The 18,169-nt window shown below is 60.8% G+C and carries 13 protein-coding genes and 2 pseudogenes; 13 read left to right on the top strand and 2 right to left on the bottom strand.

Annotated elements, in window-relative coordinates; all coding sequences use genetic code 11:
* Positions 1–4: 4 nt before the first annotated feature.
* The 9 genes from ACODNH_RS22640 to ACODNH_RS22600 all read left to right on the top strand — a co-directional run bounded on the left by ACODNH_RS22640 (position 5) and on the right by ACODNH_RS22600 (position 8,832).
* Positions 5–283 carry an SHOCT domain-containing protein gene (locus ACODNH_RS22640; RefSeq protein WP_434531755.1) on the top strand — a complete coding sequence of 93 codons (279 nt, stop codon included), beginning with the start codon at positions 5–7 and terminating at the stop codon, positions 281–283.
* 138 nt (positions 284–421) lie between these two features.
* A complete protein-coding gene (locus ACODNH_RS22635; RefSeq protein ID WP_434531754.1) occupies positions 422–1,039 on the top strand; it encodes a class I SAM-dependent methyltransferase in 618 nt (205 codons plus the stop codon).
* A 125-nt stretch (positions 1,040–1,164) separates the two neighbouring features.
* Positions 1,165–1,434 (top strand): DUF7571 family protein, encoded by a 270-nt coding sequence (locus ACODNH_RS22630; RefSeq protein WP_005532887.1) that lies wholly within the window; start codon positions 1,165–1,167, stop codon positions 1,432–1,434.
* A gap of 304 nt (positions 1,435–1,738) precedes the next feature.
* Entirely contained in the window at positions 1,739–2,728 is a 990-nt protein-coding gene (locus ACODNH_RS22625) for a DMT family transporter (RefSeq protein ID WP_306710933.1), read from the top strand.
* Between the two features lie 53 nt (positions 2,729–2,781).
* Positions 2,782–4,242 carry a carotenoid oxygenase family protein gene (locus ACODNH_RS22620; RefSeq protein ID WP_306710935.1) on the top strand — a complete coding sequence of 487 codons (1,461 nt, stop codon included), beginning with the start codon at positions 2,782–2,784 and terminating at the stop codon, positions 4,240–4,242.
* A 235-nt stretch (positions 4,243–4,477) separates the two neighbouring features.
* Positions 4,478–5,458, top strand: coding sequence for an NAD(P)/FAD-dependent oxidoreductase (locus ACODNH_RS22615; protein WP_434531905.1), 981 nt, complete (start codon positions 4,478–4,480; stop codon positions 5,456–5,458).
* Positions 5,458–6,573, top strand: coding sequence for a FecCD family ABC transporter permease (locus tag ACODNH_RS22610; RefSeq protein WP_306710940.1), 1,116 nt, complete (start codon positions 5,458–5,460; stop codon positions 6,571–6,573). Before ACODNH_RS22615 ends, ACODNH_RS22610 begins: the two co-directional genes overlap by 1 nt.
* Positions 6,573–7,502 carry an ABC transporter ATP-binding protein gene (locus ACODNH_RS22605; RefSeq protein ID WP_306710942.1) on the top strand — a complete coding sequence of 310 codons (930 nt, stop codon included), beginning with the start codon at positions 6,573–6,575 and terminating at the stop codon, positions 7,500–7,502. The genes ACODNH_RS22610 and ACODNH_RS22605 overlap by 1 nt, the downstream gene beginning before the upstream one ends.
* Before the next feature lie 124 nt (positions 7,503–7,626).
* Positions 7,627–8,832, top strand: a complete 1,206-nt coding sequence (locus ACODNH_RS22600) for an ABC transporter substrate-binding protein (RefSeq protein WP_434531904.1) — start codon at positions 7,627–7,629, stop codon at positions 8,830–8,832.
* A gap of 437 nt (positions 8,833–9,269) precedes the next feature.
* On the opposite strand, the gene ACODNH_RS22595 is transcribed toward ACODNH_RS22600, so the two are convergent.
* Positions 9,270–10,310 carry a zinc-dependent alcohol dehydrogenase family protein gene (locus ACODNH_RS22595; RefSeq protein WP_434531903.1) on the bottom strand — a complete coding sequence of 347 codons (1,041 nt, stop codon included), beginning with the start codon at positions 10,308–10,310 and terminating at the stop codon, positions 9,270–9,272.
* A 112-nt stretch (positions 10,311–10,422) separates the two neighbouring features.
* Here ACODNH_RS22595 and ACODNH_RS22590 point away from each other — a divergent pair.
* Both ACODNH_RS22590 and ACODNH_RS22585 read left to right on the top strand, forming a co-directional pair.
* A pseudogene (locus tag ACODNH_RS22590) lies at positions 10,423–11,000 on the top strand (FAD-dependent oxidoreductase).
* A gap of 218 nt (positions 11,001–11,218) precedes the next feature.
* Positions 11,219–11,788: a hypothetical protein gene (locus ACODNH_RS22585; protein WP_434531902.1), complete on the top strand. Its 570-nt coding sequence runs from the start codon at positions 11,219–11,221 to the stop codon at positions 11,786–11,788.
* Between the two features lie 88 nt (positions 11,789–11,876).
* Here ACODNH_RS22585 and ACODNH_RS22580 read toward each other — a convergent pair whose 3' ends face one another.
* Positions 11,877–12,617 carry a ThuA domain-containing protein gene (locus ACODNH_RS22580; protein ID WP_434531901.1) on the bottom strand — a complete coding sequence of 247 codons (741 nt, stop codon included), beginning with the start codon at positions 12,615–12,617 and terminating at the stop codon, positions 11,877–11,879.
* Between the two features lie 673 nt (positions 12,618–13,290).
* Here ACODNH_RS22580 and ACODNH_RS22575 point away from each other — a divergent pair.
* Together ACODNH_RS22575 and ACODNH_RS22570 are read left to right on the top strand one after the other, a co-directional pair.
* Positions 13,291–15,069, top strand: coding sequence for an L-lactate permease (locus ACODNH_RS22575; protein WP_306710955.1), 1,779 nt, complete (start codon positions 13,291–13,293; stop codon positions 15,067–15,069).
* A gap of 42 nt (positions 15,070–15,111) precedes the next feature.
* Positions 15,112–18,155: pseudogene (locus ACODNH_RS22570) on the top strand (FAD-binding and (Fe-S)-binding domain-containing protein).
* Positions 18,156–18,169 lie beyond the last annotated feature (14 nt).

Raw genomic sequence — 18,169 nt, 5'->3', positions numbered from 1 at the left:
CCAGATGCTTTCGCCAACAACTGCGCTACTCCAGCATGGACCGATGGGCCCCCACGGCGGGGCAACGGGCATGGGCATGGCCCCCGGCGGCTGGTGGCTGTTGCTCGTAGCGTTCATCATCGGTGCTGTGGCGGTCGGCGCTTTGCTGTACGTACAGCTACAGGGCGAGGCAACTGCCGAGCCGGATTCGCTGGAGACGCTCAAACAACAGTACGCATCGGGCGAGATTGACGAGACCGAACTCGAAACGCGGGCTGACCGATTGCTCCAGCACGAGTCATAGGCCACGTCACTGGCAGTTTTACCGGCTATCAGTCTGGCAGGATGGCCACTTGCAGAACTGTGAGACCCCTTACCCGCGCCCACGGCTGTCCGACGCGCACTTCGTGGTACATTTATTCCGCAACGGTGTACAGTGGGTATGGACCCGGACGATGTTCGAGACGACTGGGCCTCCCGCTCCGGGAAGTTCTCGCCGGCGTACTACGCTGAGATCGGACCGAATGAGGTGAGTGAGACGCTGGTCAACGTACTCGACCACTACGTCCACGACGACGCCCGGATCCTCGAACTGGGCTGTGGCTCGGGCCGCCATTTGGCACACCTGCAGACCAGCGGATACGGGAATCTCACTGGTATCGACATCAACGAGGAATCCTTCGACGTGATGGCCGAGCACCACCCTCGGCTCGCGGATTCGGGGACGTTCCACACCGGTGCCCTCGAAGATATCGTCACCGAGTTCGAGGACGACGCCTTCGATGTCGTCTACTCGGTTGAAACGCTCCAGCACATCCACCCCGATGACGCATGGGTGTTCGAAGAGATCGCCCGCATCGCTGGCGACCTCCTCGTTATCGCCGAAAACGAAGGCAACAGCCCCGAACGCGGACGCGAAGACACAGACGTGAGTTACGTCGACGACGATTTCCCACTGTATCACCGCAACTGGAAGCAGGTATTCTCAGAACTCGGGTTCGCGCAACTCATTCGAGAACCGACGTCCCGAGACACCATTCGCGTGTTCCGTGCGCCGTAGCCCTCACCTGTATCTGTCACTTTCTCGTGGTGCTGTCCTCGAACAGCTAGCCGTCGGTACATTCACAATCGATAACCGGGCAGCAACTATTTGTGTCACGGTATCATGGGTCAATTTGGATCGCTATGCAACTGTGCCAAAACTGTCAGGCGGCTATCGACGAGTACCTCTTGGACAAACAACTCGAACCCCTGCGAGACCTCACAGTCGACGACTTCAATCTCTGTGCAGACTGCGTGACAGTCGTCGCGGACGCCTGTGTGGAGTGTGACGGCGCGGTGTACGTTCCCCGGTCTGAAACTGCTGTCCCTGACTGCTGTCCGGCGTGCCGGTCCGAGCACATTGACGAAACTGGGACCGACCCGGGCTGGCATTTCGATACGATGTCGACCTGACTCGGGTCATACTTGGATGCTGATCCGGAGCATCCGTTCGGGACTGCCGACGTGGGCATCACCCTCGTTTTTGACGCTACTGACAGTGAGCTGAAAGACTGTTCGGTGGCCGAATGAGAACTCCGTGGTACGGAGTCGAGGAGAACGATACGTCTCGGTACAACTGGCTTCGATAGCACTGCGGATACACACTGTTCTCGGGAATTTCTGAACAGCAGACGTGGCCGTAGAGGCCGTGCGTGTGCGTCACAGTGGCGATAGAAGCTTCATACTCCTCCAGCACATATAGTTGATCTCTACTGGAATGACACGCTCGACACGACATATTGGCTTGCTGTTTGCTGCGCTCGCACTCATCTGGGGACTTTCCTTTGTGGCGATCAAGACTGGTCTCGAAAGCGTCCCGCCGGTGCTGTTGGCAGCTGTCCGACACGATATTGCTGCAGTCGTCCTGCTTGGCTATGCCCTCTGGCGCGGCCGGTCACTGCGCCCACAGACTCGCGATGACTGGTCGCTGATTCTCATCGGCGGGACTGTCCTCATCGGCGCACACTTCGCGCTCTTGTTCCTTGGACAGCAGTACGTCCCGAGTTCCTTCGGCGCAATCCTGCTCAGTCTCACGCCGGTTGTGACACCGGCGTTCGCATCGACGCTGATACCGAGCTACAGGGCTCGACCGCACGAACTCATCGGCACCGTCTGTGGGTTCATCGGCGTAGTTATCATTGCGAACCCCACACCGGGAGCGGTCGGTGGCCGACTGCTCGGCGTCGCCCTCCTCATCGGTTCGGCTGTGGCCTTCGCCGTCGGCGCAGTCCTGACCGAACGCTACACCAGTTCACTCCCGCTCGTGAGCATGCAGGCTTGGATGACGCTGCTCGGTGCGGGCATCCTGCACGTTGTCAGTGCGGGGCTGCCCTCGGAGCGACTCGGAACCGTCACCGTTGGGCTCGAACAGATAGCCGCGATCGCGTATCTCGGCATCGTCGCCAGCGCAATCGGGTTCCTCCTCTACTTCCGCCTGATCAGCACAGTCGGGGCCGCTGAAACCAGCTTGGTTTCCTACGTAGTCCCAGCAGTGACGGCTATCAGCGGCTGGCTCCTGCTCGGTGAAACACTCGGCCCGGTGACCGTCGCCGGCTTCGCCGTAATTGTGGTCGGCTTCGCGTGGGTGAAAGCCGACGTACTCCGGTCGCTACGCCGTCGCCGAACAGACTCGCCGTCGTACCGACCGTACGGACCACAGGACGACTGCGTCGTCGTCAGCGGGAACGCGTACACGACACGGGAGTGATACCCTGATAGCATGGGCGTCAGGGCTTAGCCCCTGTCACCCATTGTACCGGTATGACTTCTCACCCTGGGTTCCACTCGCTACACGACGAGACAGCAACATCGATACCCGTGACCGGTGGCCTCCCGGACTGGCTCCGCGGCAGTCTTATCCGGAACGGACCCGGCGCGTTCTCCCTTCCAAACGGTAGCAGTGTCGACCACTGGTTCGACGGATTCGCGATGCTGTACCGGTTCACCTTTGACCCCGACAGTGACGCCGTGCACTACCGGAACAGCTTCCTCCGGACGGACGCGTACGAGGCGGCGACGAGCGGTGAGTTTGAGGGCGGCTTTGCGACCGGCGAGACGACGCTTCGCTCGCGGCTGGCGACGTTCCTGACTGACCCGTACGACAACACGAACATTATCGCCGAGCGGTTTGGTGGCGAGTACTTCGCCTTGACCGAATCGCCCCGCAAGGTGCGTTTCGACCCGAACACGCTCGAAACGACAGGCCACCTCGAACACGACGACGATGTGCCGACAGGGCAACTCTCCTGTGCCCACGTCAAACGCGACCCGACGAGCGGTGTCCTCGTGAACGTCGACACGGCGTTCGGACGGACCAGCCAGTACCACGTCAGTGCTATGTCGCCCGATGGAACCCGGAAACACATCGGGAGCGTCGACACCGACCAGCCGACGTATATGCACAGCTTCGCGCTCACACCCCGGTATGTCGTATTAACGGAGTTCCCACTCCGGCTTGACCCACGACGGTTTCTCAAGCCTGGCCGACAGGCACCCTTCATTGAGCAGTTCGAGTGGGAACCCGACCGCGGGACACGAATCATCGTCATGGAGCGCACTACGGGGACCGTCGTCGCTAAGCCGGTCATCGACGCCGTGTTCGGGTTCCACCACGTCAACGCGTTCGAGCGAGCCGGCGGCAGGGAACTTGTGTTCGACCTCGAAACAGTACCAGACGCGACGACCATCGACTCGCTGTATTTGGATAATCTCCGTGCGGGCGAGATGGGCGCTATCGTCGGCCGCATCGAGCGGTTCACCGTGGACCTTGGTACCGGAAGTGGTGTGACGCGATACGGCGATGCCGATACGACGGTCTCACGCGAGATGCTGTACCCTGACGGCAGCGCGCTGCCGACCGTTTCACCGTCTCGATGGTGTCGCCCGCACCGCTACGTGTACGCGATGGGGATGGATACGCCCATCACCGAGTGGGCCCGACACGTCCTGAAACTCGACACAGACACAGGTACTGTCGAGACGTTCGACGACGGCGGGGACTACTTCGGTGAGCCGGTGTTCGTCCCCGCACCCGACGGCGACACCGAGGATGACGGCGTGGTGCTAGTCGTTGCGCTGGACGCAGACGCCGACCGGTCCCGGCTACTCGTACTCGATGGTCAGACGTTCGAGGAGCGCGCCAAGGCGTCGCTTCCCCACGCAGCCCCGTTCGACTTTCACGGTCGATACTTCCCCGAGCTTCGAGTGGCAGCCGGCGACTGAGCTGTCGGTAGGAACGCTTCTTGATACGACTTCCTCACTTCTCAAATTCGCTCAGCCAGACGTGCCGTTCTGACCGAAACAGCAGATAGCTTACATTATGTTCGGTCTGCCTAAACTTCGAAAACGCTTTATCCATTTAGGGTGGCCTAAACAGTATGTTAAACGAATCGACCAGCACCTCTGCACAGTCACATCGACTGTCGGTGCCACAGACACTGAACGGAGCGTCGTGACTATGGTGTCAGTGGGGAACCAAACGGGGACGACGTTCGACCGTGATGTGATCATCGTTGGGGGCGGCCCGTCGGGTTGTGCGGCGGGTGTGTTCACGGCCAGAGCGGACCTCGATACGGCTATCTACGACCGCGGCCGCTCGTCCCTCAAGCGCTGTGCCTACCTCGAAAACTACCTCGGCTTCCCGGACGGCATCGATATAGAGACGCTGTACGACCGTATTCAGGACCACGCCGAAACCGCCGGCTGTACAGTCGTCTCTGAGCTGGTCGACTCGCTCGACAGAACCGATGATGGGGAGGGGTTTGTCGTCGAGATGCAGGACGGGGAGACAGCCACGACTCGTCGTGTCATCGCGGCAACCCGCTACAACGGCGAGTATATGCGGGGCTTGGACGACGACGCGGCGATGTTCGAGACGCACGAACACGATGGCGAGGAACGCGAGACCTTCGACCGCGAGTATGCTGATGCGGACGGCACGACACCGGTTCCGGGTCTCTACGTTGCGTCACCGTCCGAGGCGGCGGATATGCAGGCGATTATTGCGGCCGGCCGGGGTGCGCGGGTCGCACGTCGGGTAATCGCGGATGCGAGAATTGACGACGGCTGGTGGGAGGCTGTCGCTGACGGCGTGGACTGGGTCCGCCGTGAGGCCGAGCTAGACGACGAATGGACTGAACGAGCAACCTGGGTCGAATATTTCGACGACCGGTACGCCGAGGATGCCCCCGTCGAGTCGGACTCGGACCGCTTCCAGCGGGTCCGTGCGGCGGCCATCGATGAACGGCGGTCGGCGTATATCACCTCCGACGAGATAGTTGCCCGGACCGAAACAGGCCAGGAAGCGCTAGCGGGCTACCTAGACCCTGCGGCGGTCGTTTCGGGGCTCGACCAGACCGCTGTTCTCGATGCGATGGACGACGAAACGATCCGGGACTATCTCGGCGCAAGCGACGGACGCGCGGAGGTGAGCGAGTAATGGCCAGCGAGACACGGAGGGCCACCGATGCGTGGTCACGAGCCAGATCTTGGCTCGACACTCTCGACGGGTCTCTGTTCGGGCTGTGTGTTGCGAGCGTTGCCGTCGCCTTCGGGGCCGGTCTCCTTCAGGTGAGCTTCGGAGCGTACTCGATGACGATCCTCGAGGCGTGGCAGGCCGTGTTCGATCCGAAGGTGTGGTTCAGCGTTCAGGCATGGCAGTCGTTTTTCCTCGGGGCCGAGCTTCCCGAACTGCCGAAACGGACGCTCATTGTCTGGAACATCCGGATGCCGCGGGTAATCGTCGCCGTGCTTGCGGGGATGTGTCTCGCCGTCTCCGGGGCGATATTCCAGGCCGTAACGCGAAACGAACTGGCAAGTCCGTTCGTGCTGGGCGTGAGTTCTGGGGCAGGACTCACCGTACTGCTGACTCTCGTTCTGTTCAGCAGTCTCGCCCCGTTCCTCCCGCTGTTTGCCGCGGTCGGTGGTTCCATCGCGTTCCTGCTCGTATACATGATTGCGTGGAAGGGCGGAACGAGTCCGGTTAGACTGGTCTTGGCCGGTGTCATCGTCAACATGGTGTTTACCTCCCTCCAGCGGGGGCTGTTCTTCTTCGCCGACGATCTGGGCGTTGTCCAGTCAGCACTGGCTTGGATTACCGGTTCGCTCACGGGTGTCGGCTGGGAAGAGTTCCGAATCGCTATTATTCCGACGCTGGCCGCGACGCTACTCGCGCTGGCCGGCGCACGACAATTGAATCTCCTCCTGCTCGGCGAGGAGACCGCACGCTCGCTCGGGATGAGTGTTGAGCGGGTCCGGTTCATGCTGTCTGGAGTTGCTATTCTGGCTGCCAGTACGGCAATCTCCGTTGCGGGGATCATCGGGTTCTTCGGCCTCGTGGTTCCACACATCGTCCGACTCATCGTCGGGAGCGACTACCGCCGGCTCCTCATCGGCTGCGTGTTCGTCGGTCCGGCGCTGATGGTTGTTGCAGATGTCGGTGCACGGCTGGCTTTGAACCCCGCGCAGGTTCCGGTCGGCGTCGTCACCGGCGTCGTCGGCGGCCCGTACTTCCTCTACTTGATGCGGCGACAGGAACAGATGGGTGAGATCTAATGTCACAGAACAATACTAACTCGGATGGTATCGCCACGACAAATAACACCCCTACTGGGTCTCATTCCAGTCACCAGGACCGGCCGCTGGTCGGCGACGATGTGGTACTCTCCTACTCTGGAACGGATGACCCGGTCATCGACGGTGAATCGATCACCGCCGAACCTGGGGCCGTGACTGCGCTCGTCGGCCCGAATGGGTCGGGCAAGAGCACGCTGCTGAAAGGCCTCGCCAATCAGCTCGAACCGGATGCGGGATCGGTACTGCTGGACGGGCAAGACATCCAGACGCTGGAGACCAAAGCGATCGCTCGAAAGCTCGGGCTGCTCTCTCAGGAGAGTACGTCACCAAACAGTATCTCGGTTGAGGAGCTGGTGTATCACGGTCGGTACCCACACCGTGGGTTCTTCGACAGTGTCACCGAGGAAGACGAGGCCGCCGTTGAACGGGCGATTGACCTGGCCGGCTGTGGACACATCCGCGAGCGCGAAGTCGGCAGCCTCAGTGGCGGCCAGAAACAGCTCGCCTGGATCGCGATGGTTCTCGCACAGGACACCGACGTGCTGTTGCTCGATGAGCCGACGACGTTCCTTGACCTGCACCACCAGCTTGAGGTCATGGAGATTATCGAAACGCTCCGGGATGAGAGTGATATCACCATCGTAGTCGTCCTCCATGACCTCGAGCAGGCTGCTCGCCTCGCTGATCAGATGGTCGCCCTCAAAAACGGTGAGATACAGGCTAGGGGGAAGCCAGATGCCGTCGTGACGGAGCAACTACTCGCGGACGTTTTCGAAATCGAGGCAGAGGTCTCGGCCACGCCCCATGGCCCGCGCGTGAACCCAATCCGGGCCCGCCACGATGGTGACGAACACACTGGTGGTGACGATACTGCCGAGCCGGACCGCGAGGAAGTCGTTGCCGAATAGGGGCCACGAAATCGAGCTCTGCCGACGGGTTCTTGACACGGACGCTGGAGTCTGCGCTTGAGATCGGATTGTCCTGGCTCGGTGAACCGGAACAATTATATAATTTTTAGGCTAGCCTAAAATAATGATTGACGACGCTACAGACACCGAGACACCGACGCGGAGAGAGTACGTGAAGTACGGGGGAACGGTTCTTAGCGCCGGGCTACTTGCGGGATGTACCAGCGACGCCGAGGGGGGAGCTGGAGCCACACGGGCGGAGTCCGAAGTGGAGACAGACACACCCACTGGCAACGGCTCGTACTCCGTGTCGATGTCACCGGTGGGAGCGGTGACGTTTGACTCGCCACCGGAGACCGTTTTCACGCGGCTTACTCACCACGCCGACATGGCGTTCGCGCTGGGGCATGGGGATACCGTCACGGCCATGCACGCCCCAGATTACTACAGTGGGCTATGGAACCAGTTCGTCGAACGGCTGCCGGGGGTGTCGCTGGACTGGACCGGGCTGTACTCCTCATGGAAGCCGAGCAAGGAGAAACTGTATGAACTGGATAGCGATATCCACTTAGCAGACCCGGCCTGGATCGCCAAACAGGATAACTGGGGTCGGGAGGACTTCGAGGAGATCGCTACCAACGTCTCACCCTGGTTCGGCAACTCACTGAGTGACCGGCACGCCGAACCGCCGTCCGGATGGGCGGACTACGAGTACTACACCCTCTGGGAGCAGTTCGAACTCGTGGCCGAGGCGTTCCAGGAACAGGCTCGCTACGAGGCGCTCGCGGCTATCCACGACGAAATACGCTCGACCATCGACGCAAACTTACCGCCCGAGTCAGAGCGCCCGTCGGCGGTGATGATCGCCGCGGCTGACCTTGACGAGATCTACGCGTACACACTTGACAACCCCGGCTTCCTGACCGCGCATACCCGTCCATTCAGCGCACGGGACGCTTTCGAGGGCTCGGTCGAGACCAACTCTGTGGTCGACTTCGAGACGCTACTTGCGGCTGACCCCGACGTAATTCTGTACCTCGGTGGATTCGAACCGAGTACGAGCCTTCCGGAGCGGCGGGAGGCGTTCAAATCCGACCCAGTTGGATCGGAAATCACGGCCGTACAGAACGACCGTATCTATCCGCAGGGGGCGAGGTATCAGGGCCCGATACTGCATCTCTTCCAGTTGGAGATGACCGCAAAGCAACTGTACCCGGAGCAGTTTGGCGAGTGGCCGACCTACACTGAGGGGCCGTATCCTGAGATTCCGCCGGAGGAGCAGCTATTCGACCGCCAGCGGGTCGCGGACGTCGTGAACGGCGACATCTAGCTGATACCATCCAAACTCTTAGAACGACAGTATTGAGGCATACACTAGATTATCTGGATGAATGGGATGAAAAATCCGGCATCGTTAGCAGTATATAGGGAATATAAGGATATAGACATTGACTTGTCCAGAAAAGTTTTATACTACCATGTCATCTACTAACATATGCTAGTACACGAAGGAAACACGCACTCATACACCACTGGCTCCGACCGATATTGCCGTCACTGCAACGACGTTGCGCTCGCTTACGACCCGTCAGCCGACAGCCCCCGGTGTCGGTCGTGCGGAAAGCTAGTATAGCGCCATTCAGGGTCCACTTTCACAAGTGGCACTGGCCACACAGAGGGTTCTCCGTGGCTACTGTTTTACGACAGTGACAGAACGTCTGACGGGTTATACCGCGATTTGTGTGGTTACCAACCAGCGAAAACCGATTATAGCTTGACGAGAACTTTGATCGCCTCACGCTCGTCCATCGCCCGATATCCTTCTGGAACGCCGTCGAGATCGACGGTTTTCGTGAAGATCGGCGACGGGTCAAGCGTCCCCTGCAACACGTCGGCCAGTAGTTCGTCGGCGTAGGCACGAACCGGTGCCACGCCGCCGTTGAGCGCGATATTATCGCCGAACAGAGAGAACACATCCAATCCGGAGTCGTCAACGCCATGCGGGACACCGACGTAGCCGACGGTCCCGCCCGGCCGACAGACATCGATGGCGGTCTCCATTGCCGAAGCCGCACCGACACATTCGAGCACGTGGTTTGCACCGCCGTTAGTCAGGTTATCCGCGGCGTCCACGGCATCTTGGCCACGGGCGGCGATGGTTTCGGTCGCACCGAACGACTCTGCGAGTTCAAGACGGTCCTCGTGGTGGCCCATCGCAATGATGCGTTCTGCCCCGAGGCGACGCGCCGCGAGGACGCCACACAGCCCGACGGCGCCGTCACCAACGACAATACAGGTGTCGCCTTCACCGACGCCGGCGCTCACCGCCGCGTGGTGACCGGTTCCCATCACGTCTGTCAGCGGCAGAATTGCTTCCAGCGTGTCTTCATCATCGGCGTGGCGGTCCGGGACGCGGACGAGCGTCCCGTCGGCCTCCGTCGCCCGGACGTACTCGCCCTGGCCGCCGCCGTTGTCGCCGCCCCACGAATCGCCGTTGACACAGGACGTGTGCAGTCCCTTCCGACAGAACTCACACCGGCCACAGCTGATGACGAACGGGGCGAACACCCGGTCGCCGGGTTCGACTGAGCGCACGTCGTCTCCGACTTCCTCAACGATACCCATCGGCTCGTGGCCGACGCGGGACCCCTCTTCACGGTCGCTCTGGCCACGATAGAACCAGAGGTCGGAGCCACAGACAGCCGTGTGAGTCACGCGTACAATCGCGTCGGTTGGCGATTCGATTTCCGGTCGGGGAACCTCTTCGACGGTAATCTCACCAGGGCCACGGTAGATGGCTGCGCGCATATGACCGCTTCGGGGTGGCTGTGGAAAACCGTTCTCATGCCGTCTGCCGAATCCGACTGACCGTTTTATTGGATGGAAACAATTACCAGCGATGGAATATAATTACAGAAACATGACGGATGTTCTCATCGTCGGGGGCGGCCCCGCCGGCCTGAGCGCGGCACTGTTTGCACAAAAAACGGGCTGGAAACGACAGTCTTCGACACTGATGGGACCTGGATGCACAAAGCACATCTGTTCAACTATCTCGGGGTAGGCTCTCAGGATGGGTCTGCGTTCATGGAAACCGCCCGGTCACAGGTGGATAGCTTCGGTGTCGACCGAAAACAGGGTACAGAAGTGACAGACGTGCAGCAAACTGATGGCGGATTTGAGGCTACAACTGAGGACGAGACATATGAAGCAGACTACCTCGTCCTCGCGACGGGTGCTAACCGCGACCTCGCTGCGTCGCTTGGCTGTGAGATGACTGCTGAAGATGTCGTTGACGTGGACGTGACGATGGAGACGAGTGTTGACGACGCCTACGCGACAGGGGGAATGGTCCGAGCCGAGGAGTGGCAGGCGGTTATCTCTGCTGGCGACGGTGCAGCGGCAGCCCTGAACATTCTCACAAAGGAGAAAGGAGAGCATTTCCACGACTTCGATACGCCCGCCGATGCAGACGCGGTATTCGGTCCCAAAGAGTAGGCCCCGAAACGGTTCCGGACGGGTCTATCTCATTGCTAACCATGCAGCAACGTTCTACCGGCCGTTGCCCCGTGTGTCTGGGCCGTGTTCGACACTGATCCGCCCCGGTCTAACTGGTGCTAAGCAGGTCCGTAAACTGCGACAGCGAGCCGTTACCTCGTCGCTGCAGCAGGTTCGAGATTCTGAAGCCGTGCGACAGTTTTATCGACTGATTCACTATGGCAACACAGAGCAGTGTGTTTGCTGTGAAGGAGTTCGAGTTCAACCTCAGGTTCACTGCGGGTGCTGATCCGGTTATGGACCTGTTTCACGAGTATCCGACGCTACGACTCCGGAACGCCACGTGTACGGTGACTGAAAACGCCATGTGGCGCATCGATCACGTAGACGGTCCCCCTGACGCAATCTCCGCGTTCGATGAGGTGTTTCTCGATGACGCACGCTGTAACGAGTGTCTCGACGAACGCGGCTGTTCTGGGACGCGAGAATACCAGGTTCTTGATTGCCAACCGGCCGCCAGAACTGTATATACGTATCACGCCCGGACTGACCGGTGTTGTACGGTGCCCACCGTCGTTACCGATTACATCGGCGACGGTGTCGTCTTCGAATCGGAACGCACCGGCGGTGCGTATCGGTGGCGGGTGCTGTCACCGGTCGAAACGTCGCTTGATCCGCTGTTCGATCATCTCGAATCGGTACTTCCGACCGAGGTGCAACTCGATGTAAACCATCTGGGAAACGCTGAACGATGGCGGGAGAAAACACAGCCTGCGTTTCCACAGTAACGACATCGAGTCCAGATCCGAATGTATACGAAGTATTAAAAAGTATGCGCCTCGGCGGAATCTAGTTCCGCTGAACCCGACGCCGAAATCAGTGGACCGACCGCTCGTCGCTTTCGTCAATGTCCTCAATCGGGTCGGCGTTGCCAAACGATGGCTCCGGACCGTCCCCAGCCGTGGCCCACTCACAGGCATTGGCGAGGACCTGCTGGACTGCGTCGTTGTGGTAAATCGGATAGGTCTCGTGGCCCGGGCGGAAATCGAATATTCGGCCCGCTCCGCGGCGGTAGCAACAGCCTGACCGGAACACCTCGCCGCCCTCAAACCAAGAGTTGAACACGAGCGTGTCCGGCGCGGGGATGTCAAAGCGCTCGCCGTACATCTCGGTTTCTGGGAGTTCGATGTACTCGTCGACGCCGTCGGTGATGGGGTGACCTGGTTCGACGACCCACAACCGCTCGGTTTCGGCGGCTTCGCGCCATTTGAGGCTGCAGGTCGTTCCCATCAGTTCGCGGAAGATCTTGGAATAGTGGCCCGAGTGGAGGACGATGAGCCCCATGCCGTCGAGGACCCGCTCTTTCACTCGGGCGACAACCTCGTCAGCAACGTCGTCGTGCGCGGCGTGGCCCCACCAGGTCAGAACATCCGTTTCTGCCAGTACATCCTCGGTGAGCCCGTGTTCGGGTTCCTGAAGTGTCGCGGTTTCCGTGTCGAACCCGCGCTCTTCGAGTGCTGTGGCAATAGCGCCGTGAATCCCGTTGGGGTAGAGGTCCGCGACAGCTTCGTGTTCTTGCTCGTGGACGTTCTCGTTCCAGACCGTGACACGTGTCATAGTCGTGATTTTGACCTCCGCCGTAACGGCGTTCGCCAAGCGGCAATCCGTGCGATTAGTGAGCGCTATGCGTTTCACCGCTGTTGAACAGTCGCTGAGAACCTTCCACGAGATATTCATCTGTCTCAGATACGGTTTTGCGCATCTCGGCCCTGAGTATCCGGCTCATGTCTACCGCGCGCCAGCGCCGCGCCACAGTGGCCATGACAATCGCAATGTTGAACGCCAATACAACTCGATTTCCAACTATATCCACAAGACTGTGAATAACGACCTGAAACGATCAAATACAGACGACTGTATGGCTCTTCCGTAGGAGTACAGTCGAGTGAAATCGCCGCGTAAAGCACTGCTATACCGGATACACACGACTGTATCCCATCCCGCCAGTACATACATGATAAACCCTGATTTTAATCTTGTCAGGGCTTCTCGCTTCCCTTCTGTCGTTATTCTGAACAGAGGATAATGTAAACAGTAGATAGGTATAAATACTCCCTGCCAGACGACGCGACTGATGCACCCTACCAGAAACCGCTGCAACAGAGGGTCACGAGGGATAGAACCACGTATTGAGGTGGTTCCGAAATGAGACTACGATACCATCTCCGGAATTGGGTGGCTGGTGAAAGTTTGGCCTGTCCGGACGAACGGATTGTGGGGGTGAGAACCAATGTCTGAACACACACTGGTGCTGATGGCACTGCTACCGCTGGCGACGATTGCAGTGTTGATGGTCGGGCTGTACCAGCCTGCAACACGGACGATGCCTATTGCGTGGGCGGTGGCAGCTATCGCCGCTTTCGTCGGCTGGCAGATGTCCCCCCGGCTGATTGCCGCCGCGTCGATACGCGGAGCGCTGACAGCGACCAGAATCCTGGTCATCGTCTTTGGGGCGATACTCCTGCTGTACACGCTGAAACAGTCAGGCGCGTTCGAGGTAATCAACGCAGGGTTCTCCTCGATTAGCGACGACCGGCGCGTGCAGGTCATCCTGCTCGTCTTCCTCATGGGCTCGTTCATCGAGGGCGCGGCCGGATTCGGGACGCCCGCGGCGATCGTCGGCCCGCTGCTGGTCGGTCTGGGCTTTCCCCCACTGGCCGCAGTGGTCGTTGCGCTCACGGGGAACATCCTCGCGATCACGTTCGGTGCGGTCGGGACGCCGCTGATCATCGGATTGCGTGACGTGGTGTTCGCAGAGGGCACGGGCGCCTCACAGCAGGTGCTGCAACAGGGTGGCTTCGAGAGCGTCGGCGCGTACGTCGCTCAGATCGGTCTGTGGGCGGCGCTCATCCACGCTATCGTCGGTATCGCTATTCCGTTTATCGGCGTGGCGATGATGACCCGGTTCTTCGGCGAGGAGCGATCGATCAAGCCGGCGCTTGAAGTCCTGCCGCTGTGCCTCTTCGCGTGGGCTTCCTTCGCAATCCCATACGTCGCGACTGCGTACTTCCTCGGGCCGACGTTCCCGGCACTGCTGGGTGCGATGGTTGGGCTACTCGTGGTCACGACCACGCTACGTGCCGGTTACTTCCTCCCCGACGAGGAATGGGACTTCGGCCCGCAGGCCCAGTGGCCGGACCACTGGATCGGCAGCATCGAACCCGGAGAGGGTGTCGGCACCACGTCGGGTGGCAGCCGAGAAGGAACTGTCGCAGCCGACGGTGGCACGGCAACGTTTGAAGACTCGCACTCGCAGGATATGTCGCTGGGGATGGCCTGGCTGCCCTACCTCCTCGTCGCCGCGCTGCTCGTCGTGACCCGCGTTGTCAGTCCAATTCAGGAGTTCCTCTCGACGAACGGTGTTCTGCTGTGGAATAACATCCTCGGCACGCCGTTCTCGGAGGGCGTCGAGATGTTCTACCTTCCCGGGAGTCTCTTCGTCCTCGTGGCCGTGATTACCTACGCGCTCCATGGGATGTCCACCGACGATATCAAGGCCTCGTGGAGCGAGGCGCTTCGAAACATTGCGCCGGCTGTCGTGGCGCTGTGGTTCGCTGTCGCGACAGTCATGATTATGCAACGGACCGGCAGTGCTGTCGTGCTGGAGGCCGCGCCGACCAACGCCGGGATGCTTGGCCTGCTGTCGGAAATAACAGCAAGTGGGACCGGACAGATGTTCCCGTTCTTCTCGGGCTTCATCGGCGCGTTCGGCGCGTTCATCGCCGGCTCGAACACGGTCAGCGACATCCTGTTCGGGCTGTTCCAGTTCCAGGCCGCTCAGCAGATCGGTGCGCCGACACAGATCGTCGTTGCCGCACAGGCAGTCGGCGGCGCAATCGGCAACCTCATCGCGATTCACAACGTGGTCGCCGCCCTTACCGTGGTCGGCCTTATCGGTGAGGAGGGGCGTGTCATCCGTCTCGAACTGATACCGGTGCTGTACTACGGCGTGTTCACGGGCATACTGACGCTCATCTTGGCCTACGTCGTGGCTCCAGGCGCGTTCTAACCCGACTCACCTTCCCACCTACCCTCCACCTACTCCCTACTCATGGCATACGATTCCCGACTCCCCGAGCAACGTGACCCGGCGACAGACCCGAGCGCGAACTACGACTATCAGGGCGACAGCGTCAACCGGCCGGACCTCGTCACGGCCCTGGAGCGCCGCGTAAACGGCGACGTGCGCTTCGATACGTACACCCGTGAGCTGTTCGCAACCGACGCGAGCGCGTACGAACAGCTCCCCATCGGCGTCGTCTCGCCGGTCTCGACCGAGGACGTGGTCGCGGTGATGGAGTACTGCGACAGGCAGGATATTCCGGTGCTTCCCCGGGGTGGCGGGACCAGCCTCGCCGGACAGGCCGTCAACGAGGCGGTCGTCCTCGATTTCAAGCGGCACATGGACGAGACGCTGTCGATCGACCCCGAGGCCGAGCGGGCTCGTGCGCAGGTCGGTATCACTATCGCCCGGCTCAACGACCAACTCGAACCCCACGGGCTGAAGTTCGCGCCGGACCCCGCGTGGGGTGACAAAAGCGTTCTCGGCGGTGCAATCGGGAACAACACAACCGGCGCACACTCGCTGAAATACGGCAAAACGGACGCCTATATCGAGGAATGTGAGGTCGTCCTTGCGGACGGAACCCGGACGACCTTCGGCTGGGTAGACGTCGACGACATCGAAGCACGGGCGACCGAGGCCGGCCCGGACGCCGACCTCGAAACCCGGATTTACACCGAGGTTGCGAAGATCCTCTCAGAAGACGCCGCGGAGATTGACGACAAATATCCGGAGCTCAAACGCAACGTCTCCGGGTACAATCTGGACGAACTAGTCGATAACGCCAGGGAGCGCGGCGAAGTCAACCTCGCCCGATTGCTCGCCGGGAGCGAGGGGACCCTGGCCGTCGTGACGGAGGCGACGGTCTCGCTTGAACCCGTACCCGACGCCACGGCCGTCGCCATGCTGACCTACGACAACATCATCTCGGCGATGCGGGACGTCGCTCCGATTCTCGATCACGACCCCTCGGCCGTCGAAGTGATGGACGACGTGCTTCTGGACCTCGCCGCGGAGACGCCGGAGTTCGCCGACGTTGTTGGCATGCTCCCAGAACAGACGGATTCGACGCTGCTCGTGGAGTTCTACGCCGATTCGCCCGATGAGGGCGCTCAGAAGGTCGCCGATCTGCTCGCCGACCGACTCCCAGGATACGACGCCAGAGAGTCCCCGAGCGAGGGGGCGGCGTCGCTCACTGATGCCCCCGTCCACGCCGTCGACGCGCTGGAGGCTTACGACGCGGACCGGCAGGCGAAGTTCTGGAAGATGCGAAAGGCTGGGCTGCCGATTCTCTTGTCGCGGACGGGCGACGACAAGCACTGGCCGTTCGTCGAAGATACAGCGGTCCCGGCCGAGAACCTCCCGGAGTACGTCGCTGACATCCGGGAGTTGTTCGATGAGCACGACACGTTCGCCTCATACTACGCCCATGCCGGCCCCGGCGTCCTGCATATCAGACCGCTGTTAAACCTGAAATCCGGGGACGGCATCGAGACGATGGAAACCATCTCCGACGCTATCACGGATCTCGTCGTCCAGTACGACGGGTCCGTGTCGGGCGAACATGGCGACGGGCGTGCCCGAACCCAGTGGAACCGCAAGCTCTACGGCGACGACCTCTGGGAGACGTTCCGCGACCTGAAGTCGGCGTTCGACCCCGACTGGCGGCTGAACCCGGGCAACATCTGTGGTGAGCACGACCCGGCTGAGAATCTCCGGTACGACCCCGACTACGAGTTCGACGCGGGCTTCGACCCCGCGCTCAACTGGGACAACGAAAACGGGTTTCAGGGGATGGTCGAACTCTGCCACGGCTGTGCGGGCTGTACCGGCCATCAGGAGACCACCGGCGGCGTGATGTGCCCGACCTACCGCGCCGCAGAGGAAGAAATCACGAGCACCCGCGGCCGAGCCAATATGCTCAGGTCGGCGATGGACGGTGACCTCCCCGACGACCCCTTTGAGGAGGAGTTCGTCACGGAGGTTCTTGACCTCTGTATCGGCTGTAAGGGCTGTAAAAAGGATTGCCCGAGCGGCGTCGACATGGCGAAGCTCAAAGCCGAAGTGGTCCACGAGCATCACCAGCGAGAGGGTATTTCGTTGCGTGATCGGCTGTTTGCCAACGTCGAGACGGTGCTCTCGCTTGGAAGCACGTTCGCCCGGTGTCGAACTGGCTGATGGACCTGCCGGGCTCGGGACTCCTCATGGAGAAAACAGTCGGCATCACGGAAGAGCGGACGCTACCCGGCTTCCACCGGACCACGTTCCGGGACTGGTGGGCTGACCGCGGCGGAGCAATGGTTGCGGCGAACAAAGCTGACCGGAAGGCACTCTTGCTCGCCGACCCCTACACGAACTACAGCCATCCGGATGTCGGGAAAGCCGCTGTAGAAGTGCTGGAGGCGGCGGGCGTCCACGTGGTCGTGCCTGACGACGTGACCGACAGCGGTCGTCCCGCGTTTTCCAAGAGTATGCTGGACCACGCTCGCGAGACGGCACGGGCGAACGTGGACGCGCTCGCGCCGCGAATCCGCGACGGCTGGGACGTGGTCACCATCGAGCCCTCCGACGCGGTGATGTATCAGGTCGACTACCGTGACTTGCTCTCCGGCGACGACGTCGACACTGTCGCGGAGAACACGTATGGTGTCTGCGAGTATCTTGACACGTACCGGTTAGGGGAGGCTATCTCCTTCGACGATTCGGGCGACTCGCTGGCGTACCACGGCCACTGCCACCAGAAGGCGACGAAGAAAGACCACCATGCCGTCGGCGTTCTGCGCCGTGCTGGCTACGCCGTTGACCCGCTCGATTCGGGCTGTTGTGGCATGGCCGGCAGTTTCGGCTACGAGGCCGAACACTACTCGATGAGCGAGGGCATCGCGGACCTCCTGCTGGGACAGATAGATGACTCGCCCGCGGAGCAAGTCGTCGCGCCCGGCGCATCCTGCCGGTCCCAGATTGACGATTTCGGCGACGGCGATGCAGAGCCGCCACATCCTATTGAGATGGTCGCGTCGGCGCTACAGTAGAACTGCTCGCGTTA

It is taken from the genome of Haloarcula sp. NS06 (assembly GCF_051122755.1).
Lineage (GTDB): Archaea > Halobacteriota > Halobacteria > Halobacteriales > Haloarculaceae > Haloarcula.
The sequence above is the reverse complement of the archived record's forward strand: the minus strand, read 5'-3'. Positions and strand labels throughout refer to the sequence as shown.